This window comes from Virgibacillus salexigens, assembly GCF_000723585.1.
Taxonomy (GTDB): Bacteria; Bacillota; Bacilli; order Bacillales; family Amphibacillaceae; genus Virgibacillus; species Virgibacillus salexigens.
Genome location: NZ_CCDP010000003.1, coordinates 210,827 through 236,157, shown reverse-complemented (window position 1 = coordinate 236,157; position 25,331 = coordinate 210,827). Strand labels below are relative to the sequence as shown.

At 38.6% G+C, this 25,331-nt stretch carries 23 protein-coding genes and 3 riboswitches; of the genes, 3 read left to right on the top strand and 20 right to left on the bottom strand.

The annotated features are described in order from the left end of the window. From purN to BN990_RS19320, 11 genes are all read right to left on the bottom strand, one after another. Positions 1–570, bottom strand: coding sequence for a phosphoribosylglycinamide formyltransferase (gene purN / locus BN990_RS19370; protein WP_021290755.1), 570 nt, complete (start codon positions 568–570; stop codon positions 1–3). Next, entirely contained in the window at positions 567–1,583 is a 1,017-nt protein-coding gene (gene purM, locus BN990_RS19365; RefSeq protein WP_038246451.1) for a phosphoribosylformylglycinamidine cyclo-ligase, read from the bottom strand. The genes purN and purM overlap by 4 nt, the downstream gene beginning before the upstream one ends. Positions 1,584–1,609: 26 nt before the next feature. Further along, positions 1,610–3,019 (bottom strand): amidophosphoribosyltransferase, encoded by a 1,410-nt coding sequence (purF, locus tag BN990_RS19360; RefSeq protein ID WP_021290757.1) that lies wholly within the window; start codon positions 3,017–3,019, stop codon positions 1,610–1,612. Then, entirely contained in the window at positions 2,995–5,223 is a 2,229-nt protein-coding gene (gene purL / locus BN990_RS19355) for a phosphoribosylformylglycinamidine synthase subunit PurL (protein WP_038246449.1), read from the bottom strand. The genes purF and purL overlap by 25 nt, the downstream gene beginning before the upstream one ends. Then, positions 5,207–5,890, bottom strand: a complete 684-nt coding sequence (gene purQ, locus BN990_RS19350; protein WP_038246447.1) for a phosphoribosylformylglycinamidine synthase subunit PurQ — start codon at positions 5,888–5,890, stop codon at positions 5,207–5,209. The genes purL and purQ overlap by 17 nt, the downstream gene beginning before the upstream one ends. Continuing rightward, positions 5,887–6,138 carry a phosphoribosylformylglycinamidine synthase subunit PurS gene (gene purS / locus BN990_RS19345; RefSeq protein ID WP_038246446.1) on the bottom strand — a complete coding sequence of 84 codons (252 nt, stop codon included), beginning with the start codon at positions 6,136–6,138 and terminating at the stop codon, positions 5,887–5,889. The genes purQ and purS overlap by 4 nt, the downstream gene beginning before the upstream one ends. Beyond that, positions 6,135–6,848, bottom strand: a complete 714-nt coding sequence (gene purC, locus BN990_RS19340; RefSeq protein WP_038246445.1) for a phosphoribosylaminoimidazolesuccinocarboxamide synthase — start codon at positions 6,846–6,848, stop codon at positions 6,135–6,137. Before purC ends, purS begins: the two co-directional genes overlap by 4 nt. Before the next feature lie 10 nt (positions 6,849–6,858). Then, positions 6,859–8,154: an adenylosuccinate lyase gene (gene purB / locus BN990_RS19335; RefSeq protein ID WP_038246442.1), complete on the bottom strand. Its 1,296-nt coding sequence runs from the start codon at positions 8,152–8,154 to the stop codon at positions 6,859–6,861. Then, complete coding sequence (purK, locus tag BN990_RS19330) at positions 8,151–9,284, bottom strand: 5-(carboxyamino)imidazole ribonucleotide synthase (protein ID WP_038246441.1); 1,134 nt, start codon at positions 9,282–9,284, stop codon at positions 8,151–8,153. The genes purB and purK overlap by 4 nt, the downstream gene beginning before the upstream one ends. Next, the gene (purE, locus tag BN990_RS19325; protein ID WP_021290764.1) at positions 9,268–9,756 is read right to left on the bottom strand and encodes a 5-(carboxyamino)imidazole ribonucleotide mutase; all 489 of its coding nucleotides are present in this window, start codon (positions 9,754–9,756) and stop codon (positions 9,268–9,270) included. The genes purK and purE overlap by 17 nt, the downstream gene beginning before the upstream one ends. A gap of 178 nt (positions 9,757–9,934) precedes the next feature. Further along, positions 9,935–10,035, bottom strand: a riboswitch (purine riboswitch). Positions 10,036–10,159: 124 nt separating this feature from the next. Then, a complete protein-coding gene (locus tag BN990_RS19320) occupies positions 10,160–10,789 on the bottom strand; it encodes a DUF2179 domain-containing protein (RefSeq protein ID WP_051739322.1) in 630 nt (209 codons plus the stop codon). A gap of 233 nt (positions 10,790–11,022) precedes the next feature. Here BN990_RS19320 and BN990_RS19315 point away from each other — a divergent pair, with 233 nt between their 5' ends. After that, a complete protein-coding gene (locus tag BN990_RS19315; RefSeq protein ID WP_234447121.1) occupies positions 11,023–11,439 on the top strand; it encodes an Hsp20/alpha crystallin family protein in 417 nt (138 codons plus the stop codon). 45 nt (positions 11,440–11,484) lie between these two features. On the opposite strand, the gene BN990_RS19310 is transcribed toward BN990_RS19315, so the two are convergent. After that, complete coding sequence (locus tag BN990_RS19310) at positions 11,485–12,054, bottom strand: MOSC domain-containing protein (RefSeq protein WP_232620912.1); 570 nt, start codon at positions 12,052–12,054, stop codon at positions 11,485–11,487. Positions 12,055–12,267: 213 nt separating this feature from the next. Here BN990_RS19310 and msrA point away from each other — a divergent pair, with 213 nt between their 5' ends. Beyond that, positions 12,268–12,792 (top strand): peptide-methionine (S)-S-oxide reductase MsrA, encoded by a 525-nt coding sequence (gene msrA / locus BN990_RS19305; protein ID WP_038246433.1) that lies wholly within the window; start codon positions 12,268–12,270, stop codon positions 12,790–12,792. Between the two features lie 80 nt (positions 12,793–12,872). After that, complete coding sequence (locus BN990_RS19300) at positions 12,873–14,048, top strand: MFS transporter (RefSeq protein ID WP_038246431.1); 1,176 nt, start codon at positions 12,873–12,875, stop codon at positions 14,046–14,048. A gap of 77 nt (positions 14,049–14,125) precedes the next feature. Here BN990_RS19300 and BN990_RS19295 read toward each other — a convergent pair whose 3' ends face one another. From BN990_RS19295 to BN990_RS19260, 8 genes are all read right to left on the bottom strand, one after another. Continuing rightward, positions 14,126–15,460 carry an NCS2 family permease gene (locus BN990_RS19295; RefSeq protein ID WP_038246430.1) on the bottom strand — a complete coding sequence of 445 codons (1,335 nt, stop codon included), beginning with the start codon at positions 15,458–15,460 and terminating at the stop codon, positions 14,126–14,128. Positions 15,461–15,649: 189 nt separating this feature from the next. Then, positions 15,650–15,750: riboswitch (purine riboswitch) on the bottom strand. 73 nt (positions 15,751–15,823) lie between these two features. Then, entirely contained in the window at positions 15,824–17,359 is a 1,536-nt protein-coding gene (guaA, locus tag BN990_RS19290) for a glutamine-hydrolyzing GMP synthase (RefSeq protein ID WP_038246428.1), read from the bottom strand. 138 nt (positions 17,360–17,497) lie between these two features. Further along, a riboswitch (purine riboswitch) is annotated at positions 17,498–17,599 on the bottom strand. A gap of 41 nt (positions 17,600–17,640) precedes the next feature. Next, positions 17,641–19,830, bottom strand: a complete 2,190-nt coding sequence (locus BN990_RS19285; protein ID WP_038246426.1) for a transglutaminase TgpA family protein — start codon at positions 19,828–19,830, stop codon at positions 17,641–17,643. Next, positions 19,827–20,930, bottom strand: coding sequence for a DUF58 domain-containing protein (locus BN990_RS19280; RefSeq protein WP_238323688.1), 1,104 nt, complete (start codon positions 20,928–20,930; stop codon positions 19,827–19,829). The genes BN990_RS19285 and BN990_RS19280 overlap by 4 nt, the downstream gene beginning before the upstream one ends. 158 nt (positions 20,931–21,088) lie before the next feature. Continuing rightward, on the bottom strand, positions 21,089–22,051 hold the full coding sequence (locus tag BN990_RS19275) for an AAA family ATPase (protein WP_038246424.1): 963 nt from the start codon (positions 22,049–22,051) through the stop codon (positions 21,089–21,091). 255 nt (positions 22,052–22,306) lie between these two features. After that, positions 22,307–23,455 carry an alanine racemase gene (gene alr / locus BN990_RS19270; protein WP_021290775.1) on the bottom strand — a complete coding sequence of 383 codons (1,149 nt, stop codon included), beginning with the start codon at positions 23,453–23,455 and terminating at the stop codon, positions 22,307–22,309. Positions 23,456–23,483: 28 nt separating this feature from the next. Then, a complete protein-coding gene (gene dat, locus BN990_RS19265) occupies positions 23,484–24,332 on the bottom strand; it encodes a D-amino-acid transaminase (protein WP_038246423.1) in 849 nt (282 codons plus the stop codon). 11 nt (positions 24,333–24,343) lie between these two features. Next, positions 24,344–25,315 carry a pyridoxal-phosphate dependent enzyme gene (locus tag BN990_RS19260; RefSeq protein ID WP_038246422.1) on the bottom strand — a complete coding sequence of 324 codons (972 nt, stop codon included), beginning with the start codon at positions 25,313–25,315 and terminating at the stop codon, positions 24,344–24,346. Positions 25,316–25,331 lie beyond the last annotated feature (16 nt).

The following is a 25,331-nucleotide window of genomic DNA, read 5'->3' as shown; positions in this document are numbered from 1 at the left end:
TTATCCCTCACTCTGAATTAATTGATTAATGACTTTCGGATATAATTGATGTTCTACTCGATGGATTCGCTGTGCTAATCCTTCTTTGGAGACAGCTGGTGGAATCGAAACTTCCTCCTGTGCGATAATTGGTCCTGTATCAATACCTTCATCAATAAAGTGAATGGTCACTCCAGTTTTCTTAACTCCTGCCTCTATTGCTTGGCCAATTGCATCCTTTCCAGGAAATGCTGGAAGCAGCGACGGATGAATGTTAACAATTCTACCTTCAAATGCTTTTAGTAATGTTGGACCAACAATACGCATATAACCAGCTAGAAATATCCAGCGAATCGATTTCACTCGAAGCTTCTCGATAAGCATAGATTCATAGTCTTGTTTGGAAGGAAAGCCTTTAGGATCAAACACCAACGTCGCAATCCCATGTGCTTTTGCTTTATTAATCGCTGGAGCATTGGGCTTGTCGGATACAAGGAGAACAATGTCACAAGCTAAATTCTCCGCATCTAACATAGCTTGAAAATTACTACCGGTTCCAGAGGCAAAAACGGCTACTCTCACTTGATTCATGATCGAACATGCACTCCCTCTTGATCCATAACGGTCCCAATCACTGAAGCGGCTTCTCCCTGCTGTTCCAATAAACGAATCATGTCATTTGCATGTTGTTTAGATACTACGATAGCCATGCCTATTCCCATATTAAAAATACCATACATTTCTTGCTCACTTATATTTCCATGTTGTTTTAGGAAAGGAAAAATCTCTGGAACTTCCCATGATGATGTATCTATCTCAACTCCCAATCCAACAGGTAACATTCGAGGGAGATTTTCATAAAATCCGCCTCCTGTTATATGAGAAATGCCCTTTATTTTATCGGTTTCTAAGGCTTTACTCATCGATTTTGCATAGATTTTTGTTGGGGTTAATAATGTTCCTAGCAAAGACTGAGAAAGACTATAAGATTTTGCTAGGTCAAGGTCAGTAACGAGCTTTCGCACTAATGAGTAACCATTGGAATGGATGCCACTAGAAGGAAGTCCGATAAGAACATCTCCTGGTTGGATGGCATCGCCAGTTATCAATTTTGATTTTTCTGCCATACCTACTGCAAACCCCGCTAAATCATAATCGCCATTCTGGTACATCCCAGGCATTTCCGCTGTTTCTCCACCAATCAAAGCAGCTCCTGCTTGTACACATCCCTCGGCAATCCCCGAGACAATCTGTTCAATTTGCGCAGGGTTATTGTTTCCACAAGCAATGTAATCAAGAAAGAATAACGGCTTTGCTCCTTGAGCAATAATATCATTGACACACATTGCTACAAGATCAATACCTACTGTTTGATGCTTATTCCATTCAATTGCCAGCTTCAGCTTTGTCCCTACCCCGTCCGTACCAGAAACGAGCACAGGCTCCCGATATTGGAAGGAAGTTAGGTCAAACAAGCCGCCAAAGGAACCTATATCCCCAAGTACTTCCGATCTGGCAGTTCGTTGTATATGTTTTTTCATCCGTTCCACTGCTTCATATCCTCTTTCTACATCTACTCCTGCATCTCTATACATGTTTGACATGGACGCCACTTCCTCTACGTATTCGATTAGCAGCTTGTATAAGCAATTTCTTTTGCTCCTTCTTCCTTCACAGGATATTTTCCCGTCATACAAGCTGTACATATCCCCTGATGAATGGTTTTATCTTTTAAAATTGCCTTCTCTAAACCTTCTTCCGATAAATAAGCAATACTATCTGCTCCAATGATTTCACTAATCTCTTCAAGAGTATGGTTCGCAGCAATCAATTCATCTCTCGTCGACATATCAATCCCATAATAACAAGGGTTTTTAATGGAAGGAGAGGCAATTCTTACATGAACTTCTTTCGCCCCCGCATCTTTTAGCATCTGCACAATCCGCTTACTTGTTGTTCCTCTAACAATTGAATCGTCGATCATGATTACCCGCTGCCCTTCTATGATGCTTCGAACCGGTGAAAGTTTAAGCTTCACTCCCTGTTCTCTTAATTCTTGGGATGGTTGAATAAATGTTCTGCCGACATAGCGATTTTTAATAATCCCCATCTCATATGGCAAGCCACTTTCCTCTGCATAACCAATTGCTGCAGAAATACTTGAATCGGGTACGCCAACGACAATATCAGCGGAGACATTTGATTCTTTGGCAAGTTCCTTCCCCATGTTTTTCCTGGATGCATGGACATTGACATGATTCACATCGCTATCTGGTCTAGATAAATAAACGTATTCCATTGCACACATTTTTCGCTGCTCTCTCATTGCAAATCTTGTAGATGTCATACCTTCCTTACTAATTGTTATTAACTCGCCTGGTAGAACCTCACGTTCAAAGGTTGCTCCAATTTGATCAAAGGCACAGGTTTCCGACGCAACCACATAAGCTTCCCCTAATCGACCGATCGATAATGGACGAATCCCTGTAGGATCTAAAGCTACAAACATTTTATTTTCTTTTAAAATTAAATAAGCATATGCACCCACTACTTGATTTAGTGCTTTGGCTATTGTTTCTTCCGTAATTTTATTCCCACTACGTTTAATCAAATGCGCGAGTACCTCGGTATCAGAGGATGTTTGTAATATACTCCCCTCTTCTTCCAATTCGCCTCGTAATTTATAAGCGTTCATGATATTGCCATTATGAGCCAATGCTATACTTTCGGTTTGTGACCGGAAGAGAAGTGGCTGTACATTCTCGAGTACTTTACCACCCTGTGTAGAATAACGTACATGACCTACTGCTACATTCCCAGATAGTGCAGAGAAATCAGCATTTTTAAAAACATCATTAACAAGTCCTAGTCCCTTATGTGCTTTCAATTGGTTTCCATCACTGACAACTACTCCAGCACCTTCTTGCCCACGATGCTGCATGGAATGCAATCCATAATACGTTAACTCAGCTGCTTTTTCATGACCCCAAATTCCGAATACACCACATTCCTCATTTATGCCCTTGATTTCAGCAAGCATGGAATAGCTCCCTTCCATAATTCTCGTAGTTGATGAACATCTTCCTTGATTATATTGCTGCCATTCACACCAATTGATAATGTCTGATCATTTGTAACCTTACCGATTTCATATGCATCTTCAACCAATTCTAAGAATCTTGCTTCCTTCCCCTTCTTTACAGTAACGATAAAACGTGATTGCGTTTCACTAAATAATGCTACGGTCGGTTCCCCAGTTAGTTGAATCGATGCACCTAGATTCGCAACCTGGAAAAGACTCTCTGCAAGACCAACAGCCAATCCACCTTCTGCTAAATCATGAGCAGATGAAATAACTCCATGATGAATCGCAGTTAATACTTGCTGTTGCCTCTTTCTTTCTAACTGTAAGTTAATAGATGGCGCTTTTCCTTCATATTTTCCTAGAATCAGGTTTTGAACCTCACTCCCGCCAAATGCTTTATCCGTATCTCCAATAACATAAATGGTATCTCCTGCTGCCTGAAAGTGATTCGGTGTGATATGCTCTAATGATTCATGTAAACCAACCATGCCAACCACTGGAGTAGGAAATATTGCTTTTCCTTTGGATTGATTATAAAGGGAAACATTTCCACTTATTACTGGTGTGTCTAAAACAGTACAAGCAGCACTCATTCCCTCTATACTTTTCTCCATTTGCCAAAATACTTCCGGATTCGTTGGGTTTCCAAAATTCAAACCATCGGTAAGCCCAAGTGGTTTCGCCCCAGAACAAATAATATTACGAGCAGCTTCTGCTACGGCGATTTTGCCACCCGTCTCCGGATCTAAATAGATATAACGAGAATTACAATCTGTCGTCATTGCTAAAGCCTTATTTGTTCCTTTTATACGTATGACAGCAGCATCTGAACCTGGTGAAACTACTGTATTTGTTTGTACCATCGAATCATACTGGTCATAAACCCATTCCTTCGACGCAATGGTTGGCTGCTGTAATAACTGCTTTAACACATCTGCATGATCTTCGACTAACGGAGTCGTGTTTTCCATCTGTTGAAAGGTTTTATAGTAATAAGCTTCTTGTGAAGGCAAATGATTAACTGGTGCTTCTTCAGCAAGTGCATCAACCGGGATATTTGCCATGATAGTTCCATGTTGTTTAATTCGGAAAACTTTCTTTTGAATTACCGAACCTACAGCTACCGCCTGAAGACCGTATTTTTGGAATACTTCGATAATTTCTTGTTCACGTCCCTTTTTAACCACTAGTAGCATACGCTCTTGTGATTCAGACAACATCAATTCATAAGCTGACATCTTTTGCTCTCGTTGTGGCACTAGATCCAAGTCCATTTCTAGCCCAGTTCCTGCTTTACTAGCCATTTCACTTGCTGATGAAGTTAACCCAGCTGCCCCCATATCCTGCATTCCTACAAGTGCATCTAAATGAATGACTTCAAGACAGGCCTCTATTAATAATTTTTCCATAAATGGATCACCGACTTGTACGGCAGGACGATCTTTTGCTGCATCTTCACCTAAATCACCTGAAGCAAAGGTTGCACCATGGATGCCATCTCTACCTGTTGGAGCGCCAGCGTACAACACGGTATTACCTATTCCCTCGGCAATCCCCTTTTGTATTTCATCATGATTAATTAACCCCACACACATCGCATTAACAAGCGGGTTATCTTCATAACAATCATCGAATTGCACTTCTCCTCCCACTGTTGGAACACCAACACAATTACCATATCCAGCTATTCCATTAACGACTTCGGAAAACAAATACTTGACATGATCCGTGGTCATGTTACCAAAACGTAATGAATTTAACAGCGCAATTGGACGAGCTCCCATAGAGAAAACATCTCGAATAATGCCGCCAACTCCGGTAGCTGCTCCTTGATATGGTTCTACAGCTGAAGGATGATTATGACTTTCAATCTTAAACACAACTGCTTGATTATCACCAATATCGATGACCCCAGCGCCTTCTCCTGGTCCTTGTAAGACTTGTGGAGCTTTTGTTGGGAACTTTTTAAGTAATGGTTTCGATGTCTTATAACTACAATGCTCCGACCACATGACAGAAAAAATTCCTGTTTCAGTGAAATTCGGACGACGATTTAAAATCGATTTAACCAATTGAAATTCTTCATCACTTAACCCCATATCTCTGTATATTGCATCTTTTTCAATGATCTCTGGGCTAATTTCATGCGTTAGCAACATACGTTTCCCTCCAATTCCGTACCAATGACTTAAATAAACGCAGTCCATCATCACTACCTAACATTGCTTCTACAGCTCGCTCCGGATGTGGCATCATACCAAGAACATTTCCAGACTCGTTAATAATTCCTGCTATATCTGCTACGGAACCATTTGGATTCTGTTGATAGGTAAATACAATTTGGTTATTGGCTTTTAATGATTGCAAGGTGTTATTATCGCAGAAATAATTTCCTTCACCATGCGCAATAGGGAAACGAACCACTTCACCAGGGTTATATTCAGAAGTAAATAATGTTTGATCGTTCTCTACATATAACGATTCATAATGGCACATAAAAGATAGGTTCTGATTTCGTAACAGAGCACCTGGTAATAAACCGGCTTCCGTTAAAACTTGAAATCCATTACATACGCCCAAAATCGGCTTTCCTTTAGCTGCATGCTCCTTTATTTGGTTCATTACTTTAGATGTTGCGGCTACAGCACCAGATCGTAAATAATCTCCATATGAAAACCCACCTGGAAGAAGAATCGCATCATAGGTTGAAAGATTACTATTTTCATACCATACTAGATCTGCGTCTTTCCCCAGTATTTCCTTTACTGCATAATACATATCATAATCACAATTGGACCCCGGAAACATGATCACAGCAAATCTCACGAACGAACAGCCTCCCCCACTTCAATTCGATAGTCTTCAATTACTGGATTGGCAAGCAATTTTTCGCACATTTCCCGTACATTCGCTTCGAGATAAGGACTATCTTGAACATGTAGTTCGATGACTTTTCCAACACGCGCATCTTCAACTTCTTGAAATCCTAGTGAATGCAAGGACGCTTGAATCGCTTTTCCCTGTGGATCTAGAACACCCTGCTTTAATGTAATATGCACATATACTTTTTTCATACTTTCTCCTCCAAACGGTCTAGAATCTCTTCATAAACTTGAATTAAATCCCCAATACCTTGGCGAAAGACATCCTTATCTAGTTTTTCACTTGTGTTTATATCCCATAAGCGGCAGGTATCAGGAGAGACTTCGTCTGCAAGTACAATACTGCCATCTGTTAATCTTCCAAATTCTAATTTAAAATCAACTAATGTGATACCAATACACTGAAAGATACGAGTTAAATGCTGATTTATTTCTAATGCCTTGTCTTTTATTTCTTGTAATTCATCTTGCGTAATGGAGGATAAAAATAATGCATGCTGGTCATTAATTAATGGATCACCAAGTTCATCGTCCTTAAAGAATAATTCCACAAGCGGTGGATGAAACGGTGTCTTTTCTTCAATTCCTAGTCGTTTCGTAATGCTGCCTGCAGCAACATTACGAACAACTACTTCCAGTGGGATAATTTCTGTTTGATAGACGAGCTGCTCGGTTTCACTTAACCGATCAATAAAATGGGTTTCCACTCCAGCTTCGTGAAGCAAGTTGAAAATTTTTGAAGAAATTTCATTATTAAGTCGTCCCTTTCCGTTAAAGCTAGATTTTTTCTCCCCATTAAACGCTGTAGCATCATTTTTATAGGCCAAAACCAGTTGATTTTGTTTTCCTTTTGCCTGATACACTTTCTTTGCTTTTCCTTCATATAACAACACGTCTTTCACAAGAAACACCTCACTTTAATCCAATTCGATCAAAAATAACATCGACATTCTTCAAATGGTACGTATAGTCAAAACAATCTTCAATTTCTGCTGGTGATAATTGGCTGATAATTTGTTCATCTGCTTCTACTAATTGTTTGAAATGGGTACCTGATTCCCAGGCTTGCATCGCTTTTGGCTGAACAATGTCATATGCCTCCTCGCGAACCATTCCTTTATCGATTAACGCAAGCAGCACGCGTTGTGAGAAAATAACGCCATATGTTTTATCGATGTTTTTCTTCATATTCTCTGGAAAAACAGTTAAATTCTTAATGATATTAGCGAAGCGATTCAACATGTAGTTAAGGGCAATGGTTGCATCAGGTAATATGACTCGTTCTGCTGAAGAATGAGAAATGTCCCGTTCATGCCATAAGGAAACATTCTCATATGCTGTAGTCATATAACCACGAATTACTCGTGCCATTCCTGTCATATTTTCCGAACCAATTGGATTACGTTTATGGGGCATGGCGGATGAACCCTTTTGTCCTTTTGCAAACCGTTCTTCTACCTCGCGTGTTTCCGTCTTCTGCAATCCTCTAATTTCGGTGGCGAACTTTTCGATTGATGTCGCAATCAATGCTAATGTCGACATATAAGCAGCATGACGATCACGTTGTAACGTCTGTGTAGATACTGGAGCAGGCGTTAGCCCTAACTTGCCGCATACATATTGCTCAACATATGGATCAATATTTGCATACGTACCAACAGCTCCAGATAATTTACCGAACTCAATATTCGCTGCCGCCGCTTCAAAACGCTCCAAATTCCGCTGCATTTCTTCATACCAAAGTGCTAACTTTAATCCAAATGTTGTCGGCTCTGCATGAACGCCGTGGGTTCTTCCCATCATTACCGTATGCTTATGTTCACTTGCTTTATCTTTTAAGATGTCAATAAATTGAAGTAAGTCTTTACGAAGAATTTCGTTTGCTTGCTTTATTACATAAGAAAGGGCTGTATCAACTACATCCGTTGAAGTTAGTCCGTAATGAACCCATTTACGTTCTTCTCCTAACGTCTCTGAGACAGCACGGGTAAATGCAACTACATCATGCCTTGTTTCTTGTTCAATCTCATAAATACGCGGCATATCAAATGATGCTTTTGCACGGAGCTTTTCTACGTCTTCTTTAGGGATAACACCTAGTTCACTCCAGGCTTCACAAGCTAGAATTTCTACTTCAAGCCATGCATTAAATTTATTTTCTTCTTTCCAAATCGATCCCATTTCTTCTCTGGTATAACGTTCAATCATTGTTTGGCCTCCTCGAATGTCTGAATTTGCTCGTTTACTTTATCCATTGTAGCCCCAATGAATGTAATATGTCCCATTTTTCGTTTTGATTTTGCTTCATCTTTTCCATATAAATGAACAAAACCAGAAGACGCCCTGGTCATTGCTTGAAGTATAGCTTCTAGATCTTCGCCTAAGATATTTATCATCACGGCAGACTCTAACAATCTAACTTCTGTTAAAGGCAGATTACAAATGGCTCGAATATGTTGAGTGAACTGGGAAACCGTACAAGCTTCAATTGTATAGTGACCAGAATTATGTGGTCTTGGAGCCATTTCATTCAAGTAAATCCCATCGCCTTTGACAAATAATTCGACCGCGAAAGTTCCCACAATATCCATATGCTCAGCAAGCTGCTCAACTGCTTCATACGCTTGCTTTTCCACATCATTGGTAATATTAGCTGGAACGGTAGTCTGGTATAAAATATGGTTTTTATGATCATTTTCAGCAACTGGAAAGAAGGTAATTTCTCCTTTTAATGATCGGGTAAAGACTACGGAGATCTCTTTGTCGAAAGGAATCCACTGTTCAACAATACAATAAGCATGTTGCTCAGCAAATTCGATTGCTGCAGCTATATGTTCCCTATTTTCTATTTTTAGCTGCCCCTTCCCATCATAACCACCACGACATGTTTTAATTACAGCTGGAAATGGAAAGTCGGCTAAAGCCTGTTCACATTCAGCTCCATTCTTAACAATTGAAAATGGAGGGACTGGAAGATTTGCTTCCTCCATTAATGTCTTTTCTTTCTCTCTATTTTGTGTAACTTCTAATGCAAACGAGCCTTGAGGTAACTTCCCTTGTTGTTCAATATAAGCTGCAGCATGTAAATCAACATTCTCGAACTCATACGTTATGACATCACTTAATGCTGTTAATTCTTGAATAGCATCTAAATCCGCATAATCAGCAATGATTTGATGATCCGCTACTTGCGCTGCAGGACATGCAGCAGTAGGGTCTAACACATTTACGCGATATCCCATATATTTTGCTGCAATTGCCATCATTCGTCCTAACTGTCCTCCGCCAATAATCCCGATTGTTTGTCCAGGTAAAATGATATTAGTTGTGTTTCGCAAGATCTTCCCTCATTTCTGATACATTCGCCTTCATTTCCTCACGATATGTAGCTAGTTTTGCAGCAACATAGTCATCAAAAGCACCAATAATTTCCGCGGCTAGTATACCAGCATTCTTTGCTCCTGCTTTTCCAATTGCCACTGTTGCAGTCGGTACGCCACCTGGCATTTGCACGATCGATAACAGTGAATCTAAACCGTTTAATGCCTTGCTTTGCACAGGCACACCAATTACTGGTAATGTCGTTTGCGAGGCAACCATACCTGGCAAGTGAGCTGCTCCCCCAGCTCCAGCAATGATCACTTTAAGTCCACGTTCCCGAGCCGATTTCGCATAGGTAAACATCGTATCAGGCGTTCGATGAGCGGAAATGATATCTTCCTCATACGGAATTTGTAACTCATCTAATATTTGGCAAGCGTGTTTCATTGTTTCCCAATCTGAAATACTTCCCATAATCACTCCAACCATATGACAATCCCCCTATTAGTCTTTCTGGTATAATCGTTGCAATTAATTTAACAACACATTTACGTAACTTATATCAATTTTTTAGAAAAACAAAAAAGTCTATTCTTCTACCCTCAGGGCTAATGAGAGAAGAGAATAGACCTGTCTTTCATCCATTCAAACAAATCATTGTTTAGCACAACGATTCTACTTCCCTCATAGTCCAGTCATTTACGGTGCTGGGTAGAAACTTCTGAGCCGTATTCTCAGTTTTATATGAGGATCTATATTTTGTTCGATCGACTTAAGAATAACAAGGAAACAAGGCTATGTCAATAAAATAACGAACAATTTATTGTTTTTTTTCGTTAATGTTCGGTTTTTATGCAATTAACCAAATATAAAAGAGCAAGCCATCAGTGGCCTACTCTTGATCGTCTAATGATTGCGTTGAAGCAGCATCGACCTGTTGTCGCTTATTACCTGCTACATCCTCTTCTGCCCGTTTCTTAGGGTTCATTAATCTACCTTTTCGAACTTGCTTGACCCAGAAACCACCATATATTTGCTTTGGTTCATAAGCAATAATAAACGCCTTCGGATCAATTTCTTTAATCGTTTCATAAAGGTTTAATTCATATTTTCGAGGTGTAAGAATCTGCATCGATAACCGGTCTCCATCCATTCCATATGCATACCAGCTTGTCACGCCATACCCTTTGTCACGTAACATTCTAGTAAATTTAATATCTGGATCAGAAGAAATGACGTTAACGGTTATATATCCCAATGCCAATTTCTCCTCAATTTTCGAACCACAAATAACACCGATCCCAAAACCAATGGCATAGGCTAATAAATTTTGAATTTCATTAAGGTTATCTAATACAAGCCCTAGCCCTAACACATAGATAACTATCTCAAACATACTCACTATGGAGGCGATATACCGTCTGCCCTTCAAGGTTAAAATCATTCGTACAGTGGATAAAGAAACATAGACAATGTTAATCACAAGAATAATTGCAACCATTATAAATGCATTACTTAACAAGCGAAACCCTCCTATATTTATAAGCTAAGCATACCTTATTTTTCAATCATATGAAATCATTTTATATTCATGCTCATTTCCTATTCACCATCCACACAAATGGGCATAGGCTAATGTAAGGATAATATGAAAAACCTTAACCTGGAACAATGATTCCCTATGCTTTCTAAGTCCCCTTTTCATATATCAGGTTAAATCTAAAATGAGGTGATCATTTGGACCCGTTTCAGCAAATGTCCGATTGGAAAAAGAATATGGACCATTTCTTTGGCGACAGCTTTTGGAATGAATTTGAAGGCATTATAAAACCTAACATTCCACAAATAAACCTATATCAAACGGATAATGAACTTTTCTGTGTAGTTAATATACCCGGATTAACAGATCTTGATAAACTTAATGTATATGTTGACTACGCGACTTTAGAGCTCAAGGGGTCAATTGACATTGACAATGCCCGAGGGTTTGTCGTACAAGAGGAAATTCTGCAAGGAGTTTTCGAAAGAAGCATATCGCTACCATTCCCCGTTCGTTCTGATAAAATTAAGGCTACTTACAAAAATGGCCTTGTCTATATTCAACTACATCGTTTAATCTCAGATACAAGTCGGAAAAATAGAATCAATGTTCATGTATTAGAGGATAGCTAAAGCAGATATGCCACGGGTAACCTAAGTTCGTGGCATATCTGCTTTTTAAATACCATATAAACGTTTCTTTTCATTCGACGGTAATCCCAATAACCTTTTTTTCAATGCTTGTTTCCATGTTTTTGCAAGTGCCGGACAATGCATAAGCTCTTCAGCTAATCGTAAATCCTCCTTGAATAGATGCATGATTTCATTACAAGCTGCAATGGACCATCTCGGATTTGGTCGTTCCATTAAATCTATATCTGTTCCAGCCTGAATAAACCCTTCTTTCAGCACTCGAAAATACCAGCCGGTACGTCCCGTACGTTGCATCCGTACTGCTAAATCCTCAACCTGCAAACGCTCAGCTATATGCCACGTTGGTAGACGGGGCTGCGCTACCTGTATAACCGCATCTCCAATACGGTATATATCTCCAATAAATACAGAATACTCATCCATCTCTAGTACCGAAAAATCTTCGCCCATGGAGCCAACCTCGATATTCTCTAGCTGTAACTCTTCTTGCCATCTATAATAATGTTTTATTGGATAAGCCAAAACTGCTTGTTCAACCTGCTTATTTTGGTTTTCCTCTGTCAATGCATCTGTCATGAACCCGCGCTCACTCAACCAAAGCTTCTCCTGTATAGGGTTTTTATTTCTGCTCTTACTCGAAGGTGAATCCAGCCTATCCGAATTTCCCGTTTTTTTCTCCTTTTCTATAAATACTTTATGAATAAATGGCTCTTCCATCATGTCACGCCCTTATTAAATATGATATAGTATCTTTATTCTATATAAATTAATGGCAAATGAAAATATGTACGGCGAAAGAGGGATAAAATGACGAAACAACGAGCTACATTCGCTGGAGGATGCTTCTGGTGTATGGTAAAACCGTTTGACCAATGGGATGGCGTCGAACAGGTCGTATCCGGATATACAGGCGGCCATCTATCCAACCCGACTTATGAAGATGTTAAAACTGGTGATTCAGGGCATTATGAGGCGGTTGAGATTATTTATGATCCTTCCATCCTATCCTATCAAACTATTTTAGATGTGTACTGGCAACAAATTGATCCTACAGATGATGGCGGTCAATTCCAAGATCGTGGAGATTCTTATCGTACTGCTATTTTTTATCATAATGAAGAGCAAAAAACAGCTGCAGTAGCATCGAAGGAAAGCCTAGCCGCTAGCGGCAAATTCACAAAGCCAATCGTAACCAAGATACTTCCTGCTTCTACTTTTTATCCAGCTGAAGCGTATCATCAAGATTTCTACAAAAAAAATGAAACAGCGTATAAGGAAGATCGTGCTAAATCTGGAAGAGATGAATTTATAGAAAAATTTTGGAATAATTAACGCCTAAATTAACCCTCTCGCTGCAGGGGTTAATTTATGCCATAAAATGATAACGTTTTATAAAGTCAGGAGCGAGATATTTGTCTAATCAACAATCCTTAACACCCTTGAAGATGTTGTTGTTTGCCTTTCATGCCACAAACACCATTATTCTTAGTTATTTACCCTTGTATTTAAAATACAAAGGCTTAGACGGTAATGAAATTGGATACGTGTTAGCGGTTGGTCCACTTGCCGCGATTTTTGCACAGCCATTCTGGGGCTACATGAGTGATAAATATAAAACGGTAAAACGGGTCATCCAAGTCTGTATCATCGGCTTACTCATTACAAGCATTATTTTCTTCCAAATGGAAACCTTAATTGCAATTATTTTAATGGGGGCTATTTTTTATTTCTTCGTCACACCCATTGGTGCATTAGGAGATAGCCTTGCGCAACGAAGAGCGGATGAATTAGGTGTGTCCTTCGGAAAAATTCGTTGGTGGGGATCTGTCGGCTTTGCAACGTCATCCTTAATCATTGGTGAAATCCTTACTAGAGTTGGGATTCAGTATATGATTATTCCTTATTTATTCTTCGGAGCACTTGCATTACTTGTGACATTCCGACTCACTGACGTCAAAGTAGAGTCAGATCCAATTCAATTAAAGGATGTCAGCGCAATTGTTAAAAGTAAACCGTTTGTTATCTTTTTACTTTTTATTATGTTTTTAAGTATTACGCATCGTGCAAATGACAGTTTCATTGGGTTATATATTGAACAACTTGGTGGAAGCGAAGGTTTAGTTGGTTCTGCATGGTTTGTAGGCGTTGTGACAGAGGCGGTTGTATTCGCTAGTGCAGGGTTTTGGTTCAGAAAGTATCATCCACTTGTTTTTGTTATTATTGCAGGAGTACTTTACAGCATTCGGTGGTTTATCTACGGAGCTGCTGATAGCCCCTACCAGATTATTGGCTTACAATTCCTACACGGCTTAACATTTGGAGTATTTTATTTAGCGTCTTTTAACTATATTTCTCGATTGATTCCTAAGTTATTGCAATCTACGGGGCATCTTGTTTTCTTTGCAACTTTTTTTGGATTATCAGGTATTATTGGTTCATTGGTAGGAGGAGCACTCATTGATTCTTATGGTGGTGGCACACTTTACACTGGTATGGGAATCGTTTCTTCAATAGGAACCGTATTAATATTCATCTACCATATCCTCCCTTATGGAAAAGAAGCCTATGTTCATGACCAAGAAAGATAAACGAGAAAAAATCTGAACTACTATCCGAATAGAATGGATAATCGTTCAGATTCTTCTTTACCAAGACTATCTTGTTACTAACTTAGGAAGATAAAATATAAAATAAAGATAATAAATAAAGCATACATGACAGGGTGAATCTCTTTGCCTCTCCCTTTTAATAACATGGTGATTGGATAAAAGATAAACCCAATTGCGATCCCTGTTGCAATACTGTAGGTAAGCGGCATGGTTATAACAATCAAGAAAGCAGGTACTGCGATTTCAAAATGATTCCATTCAATATCTTTCAATGCAGAACACATCAGAACCCCAACAATGATCAAAGCTGGCGCCGTCACTTCGGCAGTTATAATATTTAGTAATGGCGAGAAAAATAATGCTAACAAGAAGAACAAGGCAGTTACAACAGATGTAAAGCCAGAACGCCCGCCAGCACCAACACCTGCTGTTGATTCCACATAAGATGTTGTTGTTGACGTACCAAGGGAAGCCCCAACTACTGTTGCTGCTGAATCAGCAAATAACGCTCTATTCGCACGTGGTAACTTGTTATTTTTAATAAATCCTGCTTGATTAGCAACTGCAACAATCGTACCTGCTGTATCAAAGAAGTCAACGAATAAAAAGGTTAAAATGACAACAAGCATTTGTATGGTGAAGATATCTCCGAAATGAGCGAACGCTTGTCCAAACGTCGGAGCAAGACTTGGTACTTCCCCAACAATACCATTCATTCCAGATGGCGGATCAATTAATCCAACAATCATACCCGCAATTGCCGTCAAAATCATTCCATAAAAGATCCCACCACGAATACCGATCGCCATTAAGATAACCGATACTACGAGCCCAAATATCGAAAGCAGGACAGATGGCGATGTAATGTCCCCAAGTGCTAACAAGGTAGCATCATCCGCAACAATGATTCCGGAGTTCTGAAAACCGATAAATGCGATAAAAAATCCTATCCCTGCTCCTACAGCAAGTTTAAGGTTCGCTGGAATAGCATTAATAATTTTCTCGCGGAATCCAGTTAATGTGAGAATAACAAAGATTATCCCTGATGCCAGTACGCCAGCTAACGCTGTTTCCCAAGGAATTCCGTAACCTAATACGACCGTATAAGCAAAAAATGCATTTAATCCCATACCTGGTGCTAAAGCAATTGGATATCTTGCAATAACTCCCATAAATAACGTACCGACCGCTGCCGCAATAGCTGTTGCAGCAAATACAGCCTCTTGATCCATACGAGTAACGCCGTCCGGTAATTCTTCAATACCTACTAGCGCTAAAGTGGATGGGTTAACAAATAAAATATAAGCCATAGCTAGAAATGTGGTTAATCCAGCCATAAATTCAGTTCGATAGTTCGTACCTAATTCTTTAAAGCGAAAATACTTCTTCATTTTTCTTCCCCTTTCAAATAGCAGATATCCAGGCTTTCTTGCTATATAAATAACCTATCTTTCTGCATTTCCCAATAAAAAACATAGGACATAAAAAAACACCCTAAGGTTCTCCCCTAGAGTGTTCTTCTATGCAAAAAATATTAAAGGCCGTATTTGTCATATACAGAGAAAATCCCATGACATCCTTGACCTATCTATTTTTTGCGTAGTCAGACCATTTACGGTAGTCTGGTAGAAACTCTGGGCCATATCCCCGAAATTATACGCATTATTTTTTATTTATAGGATTATCATACGATTTTTTTCTACATAAGTCAACAAAACACGAACGTTGAATATTTTTTTATTGTTTTTGTTCGATTATTCCCACTCAATGGTTGCTGGTGGCTTAGAAGTAATATCATACACAACGCGGTTGATATGCTGTACATCATTAACCAGTCTTGTAGACACTCGTTCTAATACATCCCAAGGAATACGAGCCCAATCCGACGTCATGCCGTCAATGGAGGTAACAGCTCGAATACCAATCGTATAGTCATATGTTCTTGCATCGCCCATTACTCCCACACTTTTAATATTAGGGAGTACGGTGAAGTATTGCCAAATATCTCTTTCTAATCCAGCTTTAGCAATTTCTTCTCTTAGAATGGCATCCGATTCTCGAACAATTTCCAGTTTTTCTTCTGTTACTGCGCCCAATACACGAATAGCAAGTCCTGGACCAGGGAAAGGTTGTCTCCAGATGATATGATCAGGAATTCCCAGTTGGGAGCCTAACTCTCGGACTTCATCCTTAAAGAGGGTGTTTAATGGTTCAATCAATTGAAACTGCATATCTTCTGGAAGCCCGCCAACATTATGATGTGACTTTATCGTTTGAGCTGTTTCCGTTCCACTTTCAATAATATCTGTATACAGTGTTCCTTGTGCAAGGAAGTCGATATCTTTCAATTTCGCTGCTTCATCATCGAATACATAGATGAATTCATTTCCAATAATCTTACGTTTCTGCTCCGGATCATCGACCCCTTCAAGTTTTGAAAGAAAACGATCCTTTGCATCTACTTTGATAATATTCATATGGAAATCATCAGCAAACACTTTCATAACGTCATCGGCTTCATTTTTACGAAGCAGGCCATGATCAACGAAGATACATGTGAGTTGATCGCCAATTGCTTTATGAATTAAAGCAGCCACAACAGATGAATCAACACCACCACTTAATGCACATAAGACGTTACGATCGCCAACCTTTTGTTGGATTTTCTCTACTTCCATGTCAATGAAGTTCTCAATCGTCCAGTCCCCTGCACATTGACATACATCAAATACAAACTGTTTTAGTAAATGATTCCCGTATTCAGAATGGCGCACTTCTGGATGGTACTGTACTCCATAAAGGCCTTTTTCTGGAAGGCTCATTGCAGCAATTGGCGTAGATTGACTCGTTGCATCGATTTGGAAATTTGCCGGTTCCTGTATTACCTTATCTCCATGACTCATCCAAACCGTTTGCTGCTTCGGTGTACCTTTATATAAAATTGGATCTTCTTTTAGGTCAATAAGCGCTTTTCCATATTCACGGTTTTTCGCTTTTTCTACTTTCCCACCATAATGAAGCGACATTAGCTGCATACCATAGCATATCCCTAAAACCGGAATACCTAAGTCAAAGATTTCTGGGTCACAACGAAAACTATTCTCATCATAGACACTATGTGGCCCACCTGAAAGAATAATTCCTTTTGGGTTCATTCGCTTTATATCTTCAGCAGTGAGCTTATGTGAATGCAATTCACTATATACACCAAGTTCTCTAATTCGACGAGTGATTAGTTGATTATATTGACTGCCAAAATCCAATACTAAAACCAATTCATTGTTGTTCATCTGCATAGCTCCTATCTATATTTAATCCGCCGCTTCGCCCATCATTGTTCTTTTAAAACAAAAACTGGATTCCTACCTTCTGCGATTAAGAGAACGAAATTCGCACTCTCTTAAATGCAAAAAGGCAGAAATCCAGATATACTGATCTTCTGCCTTCATAGTCAGAGCATTTACGGTGCTCCGGTAGAAACTTTCGACCCATATTATCGAGGATATACGAACGGCATGTCTGATTAATTTGTTGGATTATGTCCCTATTCTACTAACCAACGTTAGGAAGGTCAAGCCAATATCCGTTTAATTAAATTTTGCCATAATTGCGCAATCTCCGTTCTAGGAACTTCTCTGATTTCTTGGCGATATAATAGCTGCTCATAATGCTGCGTTAACTTTTTCATTTCATCTGTAGAATATTTTCGATCTATCTTAACAGCATACTCTCTTAAGGTCTCATCTGGCAATTTGCCATCCCCTCGATGTCGTAATAGTTTCATTACGTAATGATATGCTTCCTGATAGTTCTCCGCATTCCAATTAGCCATAAACTTTCTTTTTATTATTATTGTTTTCCACCTGAATCTGGTTCGATAACCAATAAATACCAACAACGCAAGGATAACAAGTAGGATAACGAGATATAACCAATGGAATGAGCTATTTCCCTCAGACGGTGAAGCCATTGCAGCCTCAGCTTCTTGATTTTCTTCTTCCTGTGAAGGTTGAGGAGTTTCTTCCGGTGTCTGTTGCTCATCTTGGTCTTGCTGGGCTAATACATCATCCTGTTCAGCACCTGTATCCGCCATGGAAGTTTGAAAATCGGAAAGATTAGAAAATCCTTGTGTGGGTTCAAATGGAACCCAGCCTATTTCAGGAAAGAAAACTTCTACCCATGAATGGGCATTTGCATTGGTAACCTCATATACATTATAGTCTGATGTCGAATCGATCTCTTCTCCACCAGTAAATCCTTTAGCCCATCTAGCTGGAATGTCTATGGAGCGTAATAAAACCACCATTGCAGTCGAGTAATTATCACAATAACCTACTTTTGAATCAAATAAGAATTGATCGACATAATCCTGACCTTCCTTAGGTACGGGAACATCTGTTGTTTGATAAGTAAAACCGTTCGTTGAGAAATACTGCTCAATTGCTTTCACCTTATCATAAGCTGTTTCCTCTCCTGCCGTTATTTCTTTGGCTAATTCTTTTACACGTTCTGGTAAAGTCTCTGGCAACTGTGTATAGCTATCTAATGATTCTCTAATTGTTGGGGTTTCCCGTAACTTATCAATATTAAATGTGGGGTAATCATAATCAACGGTAAATGTATTCAAATCATTTATAACTTCAAACCCCTCATCACGCAGTTGTATTGCTTCCGAATTCAAGTCAACATATGCATTTCCTCTATGTGTCGAAATTTCTTTGAAACCATATGGATGCAAAATTTTATCAAACGACGTATTGCCTTGAAATTCAATGGTTGCTTCTAATTCTTCCGTATCCACCGTATTATCATACATTGGAGGAATTCTATTTGTTGGTACATAATTTGCCTCTGAGCTATTCGTCCATCCTTTCCCTGTATAAACATCCTTCGTTTCTATTCTCCAATAATGGTTTTCCTCTGCTTTTGCCTGAAATACCGGTGTATAGTCTTGAACAAAAGAGCCACCTAATCTCGTATCATCTTCACCATAACCAACCTTTTGCACAACCGATCCTTCTCCTGCAATACCAGCATTTTCTGCTGAACTTTGAATAAACGGGACTGGATCCGGCCATTGTGGATCATATTTTGGAGCTGCAAATCCTACAGCAGAAGAAAAGGCAACTATCGCAATGATAGGAATCATCCACGCAGCAGATTTTCTCATCCATGGAAACGAAATAGCTTCACGATCCATTTCTTTACTAAAATTCGCAACTCCTAACGCAATAAACGATATAATAAACGCTCGAATAATCGCCAAAGCTCCATTATATACGGTAAACGTATCTAAGATAGCCAAATACACGAATGTAAGCAAGACAAATAACAAAATCTTCTTCATGACAACAAACCAGTAATGCAGAAGATAGCTCATAAGCCAAATGAGTAATAAAAATAAAACACTACGAAACATTGGAGTTAATTGATACCAAGCTTGTGATAATACGGCATCCATATTAAAACCAATATCAAGAAATAGCTGCTCCATCCAATTAGGACTTAAAAAAGTTGTCTCAAAAAATAAATGATTTACAATAAATAGAAGCGCGACACCTTTTAGAATAAACGATAGCCACCACTTTATTTGAAAAAGTGAAATAACAAAACAGAAAGCACTGTAAATAACAAATACAGTTAAATTATGCGTATCCGTAACCTGCTCCAAAGGATACAACCATTCTAAAAAAAGGATGTATCCACAAATATACAATAAAGAAGTGAAAAAAATCGGTCTACTTTGTTCATATTTCATCATATTCCTTTCACCTCTAATTGATTTTGTTTTAGATGTTGTTCTGTCAATATATGGATATGAATACCTTCAAACTGCAACTGATGAATGAAAAGACGATTTTTCTCATGATGCTTGGCTGATTGAATCAAAATAAGTACAATACGTTTCGTTCGTTGATTCATCTTCTTCACGATTTCAATAAACGCAATATCGATATGACTCGTTACTAAGATGATTACATTTCCAGCTCCTGCTTTGGCAAATTCACTTTCAACACGAATCGAAAAAGGCTTAATCCCATCTGGCTGAATACGTGTTAAATGATTTTTCACCATATCTAACTTGACTGGGTCATGATGGACAGGAAAATATACTGTTTTCTCTCCAATAGTTACTAAACCAACTTGACTAGCTTGTTTTTTCAACCCCTCCATTAGGGAAAGGACCACTTCCACCATCGCTTCATAGACGACATAATTCGTTTCTGGGTAAATGCCATTATCTAACATGAGCAGAATGTCCGTACTTTTTTCTTGTTCAAATTCTTTGGTCATCACCGTATTTTTTTTAGCTGTCTGTTTCCAATCGATCCACGAAAAACGATCTCCAGGCATGTATTCACGAATTCCGGTCGCAACATTGGAATTATTTAATTGAAATGCTGAAGTCGAAGCAGTACCTTGTTGGAAGCTGCTAATTTGTTCCTTCATTACAATCGGCCTGGCATTAGGATAAGCTATAATTACATCAGTTACGTGAAAAGTATATTCTTTTTTAACTAATCCAAAAAAATCTCCCGTCCGTATTCGAACCGTTTGTAAGAGATGTTCACCCCTAGGCAATTGTTCAAGCCGATAGGTCATCGTGAATGTTCGCTTCCATAACGGAAAGAACACCTTTTTTAAATTTCGATTCGTGTATAGTTCACCTGGATCATCCATCAATGAATATTTTTGATGCTTGGTATCTATCTTTCTTAACGTTTCTGGTACCACCTCTTCACAGATACAATAGTACAAAGGAAATGGTAATTTTCGTTTTATCACTAATTTTACGTCTATACCATCACCAGCTCTAATTACATAATGAGATAATTGTCTTGAAACCTTCCATGTTTTCATGCTATGCAATAAAAATCCCAATTCATATAAAAAAATAGGTAGAAAACTAAAAAATAGAAACCAGCTGACAAATCCACCTTGAAACATTGCATACGAAAATAAAAGTAAAAAAAAGGAGACGACTACTATACCACTGGCTATTACACGGAACCTAGACGTCATGATTGGAATTCCTTTCGAATCGGTACATGCGTATGTTTAATAATAGAGGCAATTACATCACCTGTAGACATACCTTCATATTTTGCTTCAGAATGAAGAATAAGCCGGTGAGATAATACAAATGGCGCTAGATACTTAACATCGTCAGGTAATACATAATCCCGTTCCATAATATACGCATACGCCTTCGCAGCTTTCATTAAAGCGATTGACCCTCTTGGGCTTACTCCTAAATAGACCGCTGGATTTGATCTTGTACTAGCAATTAAATTGATGATATACTGTTGCACATTTGTATCAATATAGACAGCTTTCACTTCTTCCTGAATTACTATTAGTTCATCTTTACTTATAACAGCATCAATGGTTTCGATTGGATGATCTCCAGAAGTACGTTCCAGCATTTCAAGTTCTTCAGCAAACGTTGGGTAGCCCATCTTTAATTTCAAAATAAATCGGTCTAATTGTGCTTCCGGCAATGGATAGGTACCTTCATATTCAATCGGATTTTGTGTGGCCATCACAAAGAACGGATTTGCTAAAGAGAGTGTCCTCCCATCTACTGTCACGTTTTTTTCTTCCATTGACTCTAATAAGGAAGATTGTGTTTTTGGAGAGGTTCGATTTATTTCATCCGCTAGAATAATATTTCCTAATATAGGCCCTCCCCGAAACTCAAATTCCAGCGTTTTTGGGTTATATATGGAAACACCTGTTACATCAGAAGGTAGTAAATCTGGTGTGAATTGGATGCGGCGGAAATCACAATCTAGTGATTTGGCTAACGTTTTTACTAACATCGTTTTTCCAACACCCGGCACATCCTCTAAAAGCACATGTCCTTTTGCTAATAGAGCAACAAGACTTAAAACCGCTGCATGTTCTTTCCCAATCATTACTTTATTAATATTATGGATGACATTACTTATTTTTGGATTGTAAACCTTTGTACCTTCCATATACGAACCCCTCTCAACAAACAAATTTAAAACTATGTAAATTTTCAATTATTTTTCAGTTCATATCTACCTATTATAGCTATATACTATATACTATACTAAAAAAGACCTACTAGTGAAAGGCAGACATCATGTCTAATCGTTACCTAGCATGATCAAATCGATAGATTTTTATACTACTAGTCTGTAAATAAACATAAAAAAACACCTATGGCCCACAGGTATTTATAGACACTTATAATTGGACTAACACAACTATCCTTTTTCTCTATACACATAGACACGCTTAATTCTACTCATTAAGCTAGCTAATACTTCATCTATATTACTGTTAATCCAAGTTGCGATATCTCTTGCAGTAATTGTTTGGTTTTCTTGATCGCCGATAATAACCGCTTCAGCTCCTTCCTCTACATGGGGGATATCTGTTAAATTAACAAATGTTTGATCTAAAGAAATGGTACCGATTATTTCTGACTTCTTTCCTTCTACCAACACAAAGCCATTATTCGATAGTAACCGTTTAAAGCCGTCTCCGTGTCCAATAGGCAGTATGCCGATACGTTCCTCTTTTTTTGTTACATATTCTCCCCCGTAGCCAACCTTAGATTGTGGTGGTAGACTTCGAATATGAATGACTTTTGTTTTTAAGGTCATGACCCTTTTCAAATGAATATCATTCACTTGTCTTTCATCTGGATGATACCCATAGAGTGCGATACCTGGACGTACCATATCCAAATGCAAATCCTTTCTTTCAAGTGCAATAGTGGATGCGCCAACATGTTTGATCGGAAATTCAAAATCATTGGCCTTTAGTATTTGTACTACATCTTTAAATAAATCATATTGATCGTTTGTAGTTTTCCAGTCCCCCTCATCCGCATTAGAAAAATGGGTATATATCCCTTCCCAGTATAGCCCTTCTAACTGGTAACATGACCTGCAAAATGAAAGCACGTCACTTGGTTCAACACCAAATCGTTGTAATCCAGTATTTAACTTTAAATGAACGGCCATAACCTTTCCGTGTTGAACAGCAACTTCACTAATTGCATGGGCAGCTGCTTTGGAACTAATTGTTGCCGTTAAATGGTAATAAACAACATCTTCTGCTTGAGAAGGGGTAATTGGCGGGAGAATATGAATAGGAACAGGGATGCCACATTGCCTGAGTATAACACCTTCCTCTAAGCTCGTAACTCCCAACCTATCCACCCCTGCTTTCACCGCTTGTTGAGCAATTGGAACAATTCCATGTCCATATGCATTTGTTTTAACAACTGCCATCATCATCGCATTTGCCAATCTTGTTTTTACTTCACGGACATTATGATGAAATGCGGATAGATTGATTTCAGCTATGGTATTACTCTCTACTAACATATTCGCATACTGGAACATGAATAAACCTCCTCATGTTTCACTTCATTTACGAGATACGCAATGCTTGAAGAGATGAATGAAAGGCTTGAATAATTTTCTTCGTAGTTTCTCCGGGAATTTCGGAACCAATGGGCTGGTTATCTACCTGAATAATGGGAACAATATCTAATTTAGTAGCCGTAATAAACAATTCATCTGCTGCTAATAAATCATGTATTGTAAAAGCTTCTTCTTGCACAGTTATTTGTAGCTTATCACATAATTCCAATACTTTCTGGCGTGTTATCCCATTTAATATATAATTATTTGCAGGATGGGTGAAAACCTTTCCGTCTTTAACCATAAAGACATTAGATGCGCTTGCCTCGGTAATCACATCACCTCGATGAAGAATAGCTTCTACTGCATTGTTTTCTACTGCTTTTTGCTTCGCTATTACATTTGGTAATAAGTTCAGCGTTTTAATATCGCACCGGAGCCAACGGATATCTTCTGTCAATACGGCTGACGCTCCATTCTTGCTAGCTTCATCTAAGGTTTCTTCTATTTTGGTATAGGCAATAAGTATAGGTGTTACTGACTCGTGAGGAAAATGATGCCATCTTTCAGCTTCACCCCTCGTAATTTGTAAATAAACCACCCCGTCTGTTAATACATTTAGAGACACAAGTTCCACTAATTTTTCTTTTAACTCCGTTAATTCATATGGTAAAGATAACTGAATTTCCTTTGCACTTCGTTTTAATCGCTGTAAGTGTTCATCCAATAAAAAGAAAGCCCCATCATAAACTCCAATAACTTCATAAATTCCATCACCAAATTGGTATCCTCTGTCTTCAATATCAATTAGTTTACTTCTTTCGACAAACTGTTGATTATATAAGACTTTACCCATGAACGTTCCCCCTAACCAAATTTATCCTTCATAAGCTTTAAAATAGTCGATGTATCTACACTACTTCCACTAATTACAATAACCACATGATTACCTAGATGTACTTGCTGATGAAGGATGGCACCAATGCCTGAAGCGGCTGCCCCCTCAATAATAACGCGATGCTTATCAAGCATATATGTCATCCCATCTGCAAATAATTGCTCATCTAATACTTTGATTTCATCAACATAAGCTTGAACAAGCGAAAATGTATACTGATTATTTTTACCAATTCCTCCAAGCAGGCTATCCGCTAATGTATCCTTTTCTTGAAGCTCAATTGGATAACCAGCTTGTAAACTCTCATACATCGTAGCTCCTCGTGCAGTAGATAAACCTATTAATCTTAGATCTGGATGCATTGTTTTCAATGTTACCCCAAGACCTGAATGCAATCCGCCCCCTGATAAACCTGCTAGAACAGTATCAACCTCAGGTAAATCATATAAGATCTCTAACCCCATGGTCCCATATCCAGCAATCACTTTCGGATCATCAAATGGATGTATAACAGAAAGACCGTGTTTCTGTTCTAATTCACGACTATATCGCTCAGCATCATCTTGAGATGAACCAATGACCTTTATTTCTGCACCCGTAGCTTCCAATACATTAACCTTAGCTTGTGGGACTCGATTTGATATGCAAATAACAGCTTTGATGCCCAGTTGCTTTGCAACATATCCAACACTAATTCCAAAATTACCCGTGGAAAAAGTTGTAATGCCTCTAGAGCGTTGTTCAGGCGACAGACTTAATATCTTATTTGCCGCACCTCTAATTTTAAATGAATGGGTTGTATTCCAATTTTCCATTTTCAAATGAACAGATTTGTTTGTTAAAGCAGATAGATTTTCTGAATAAATCAGAGGTGTTGGTTGGGTAATTGCAGAAATCCGTTTTCGCGCCTGCCAAATTTCCCTTAAAAGAACGGATTCCATCAAACACCACTCCTCT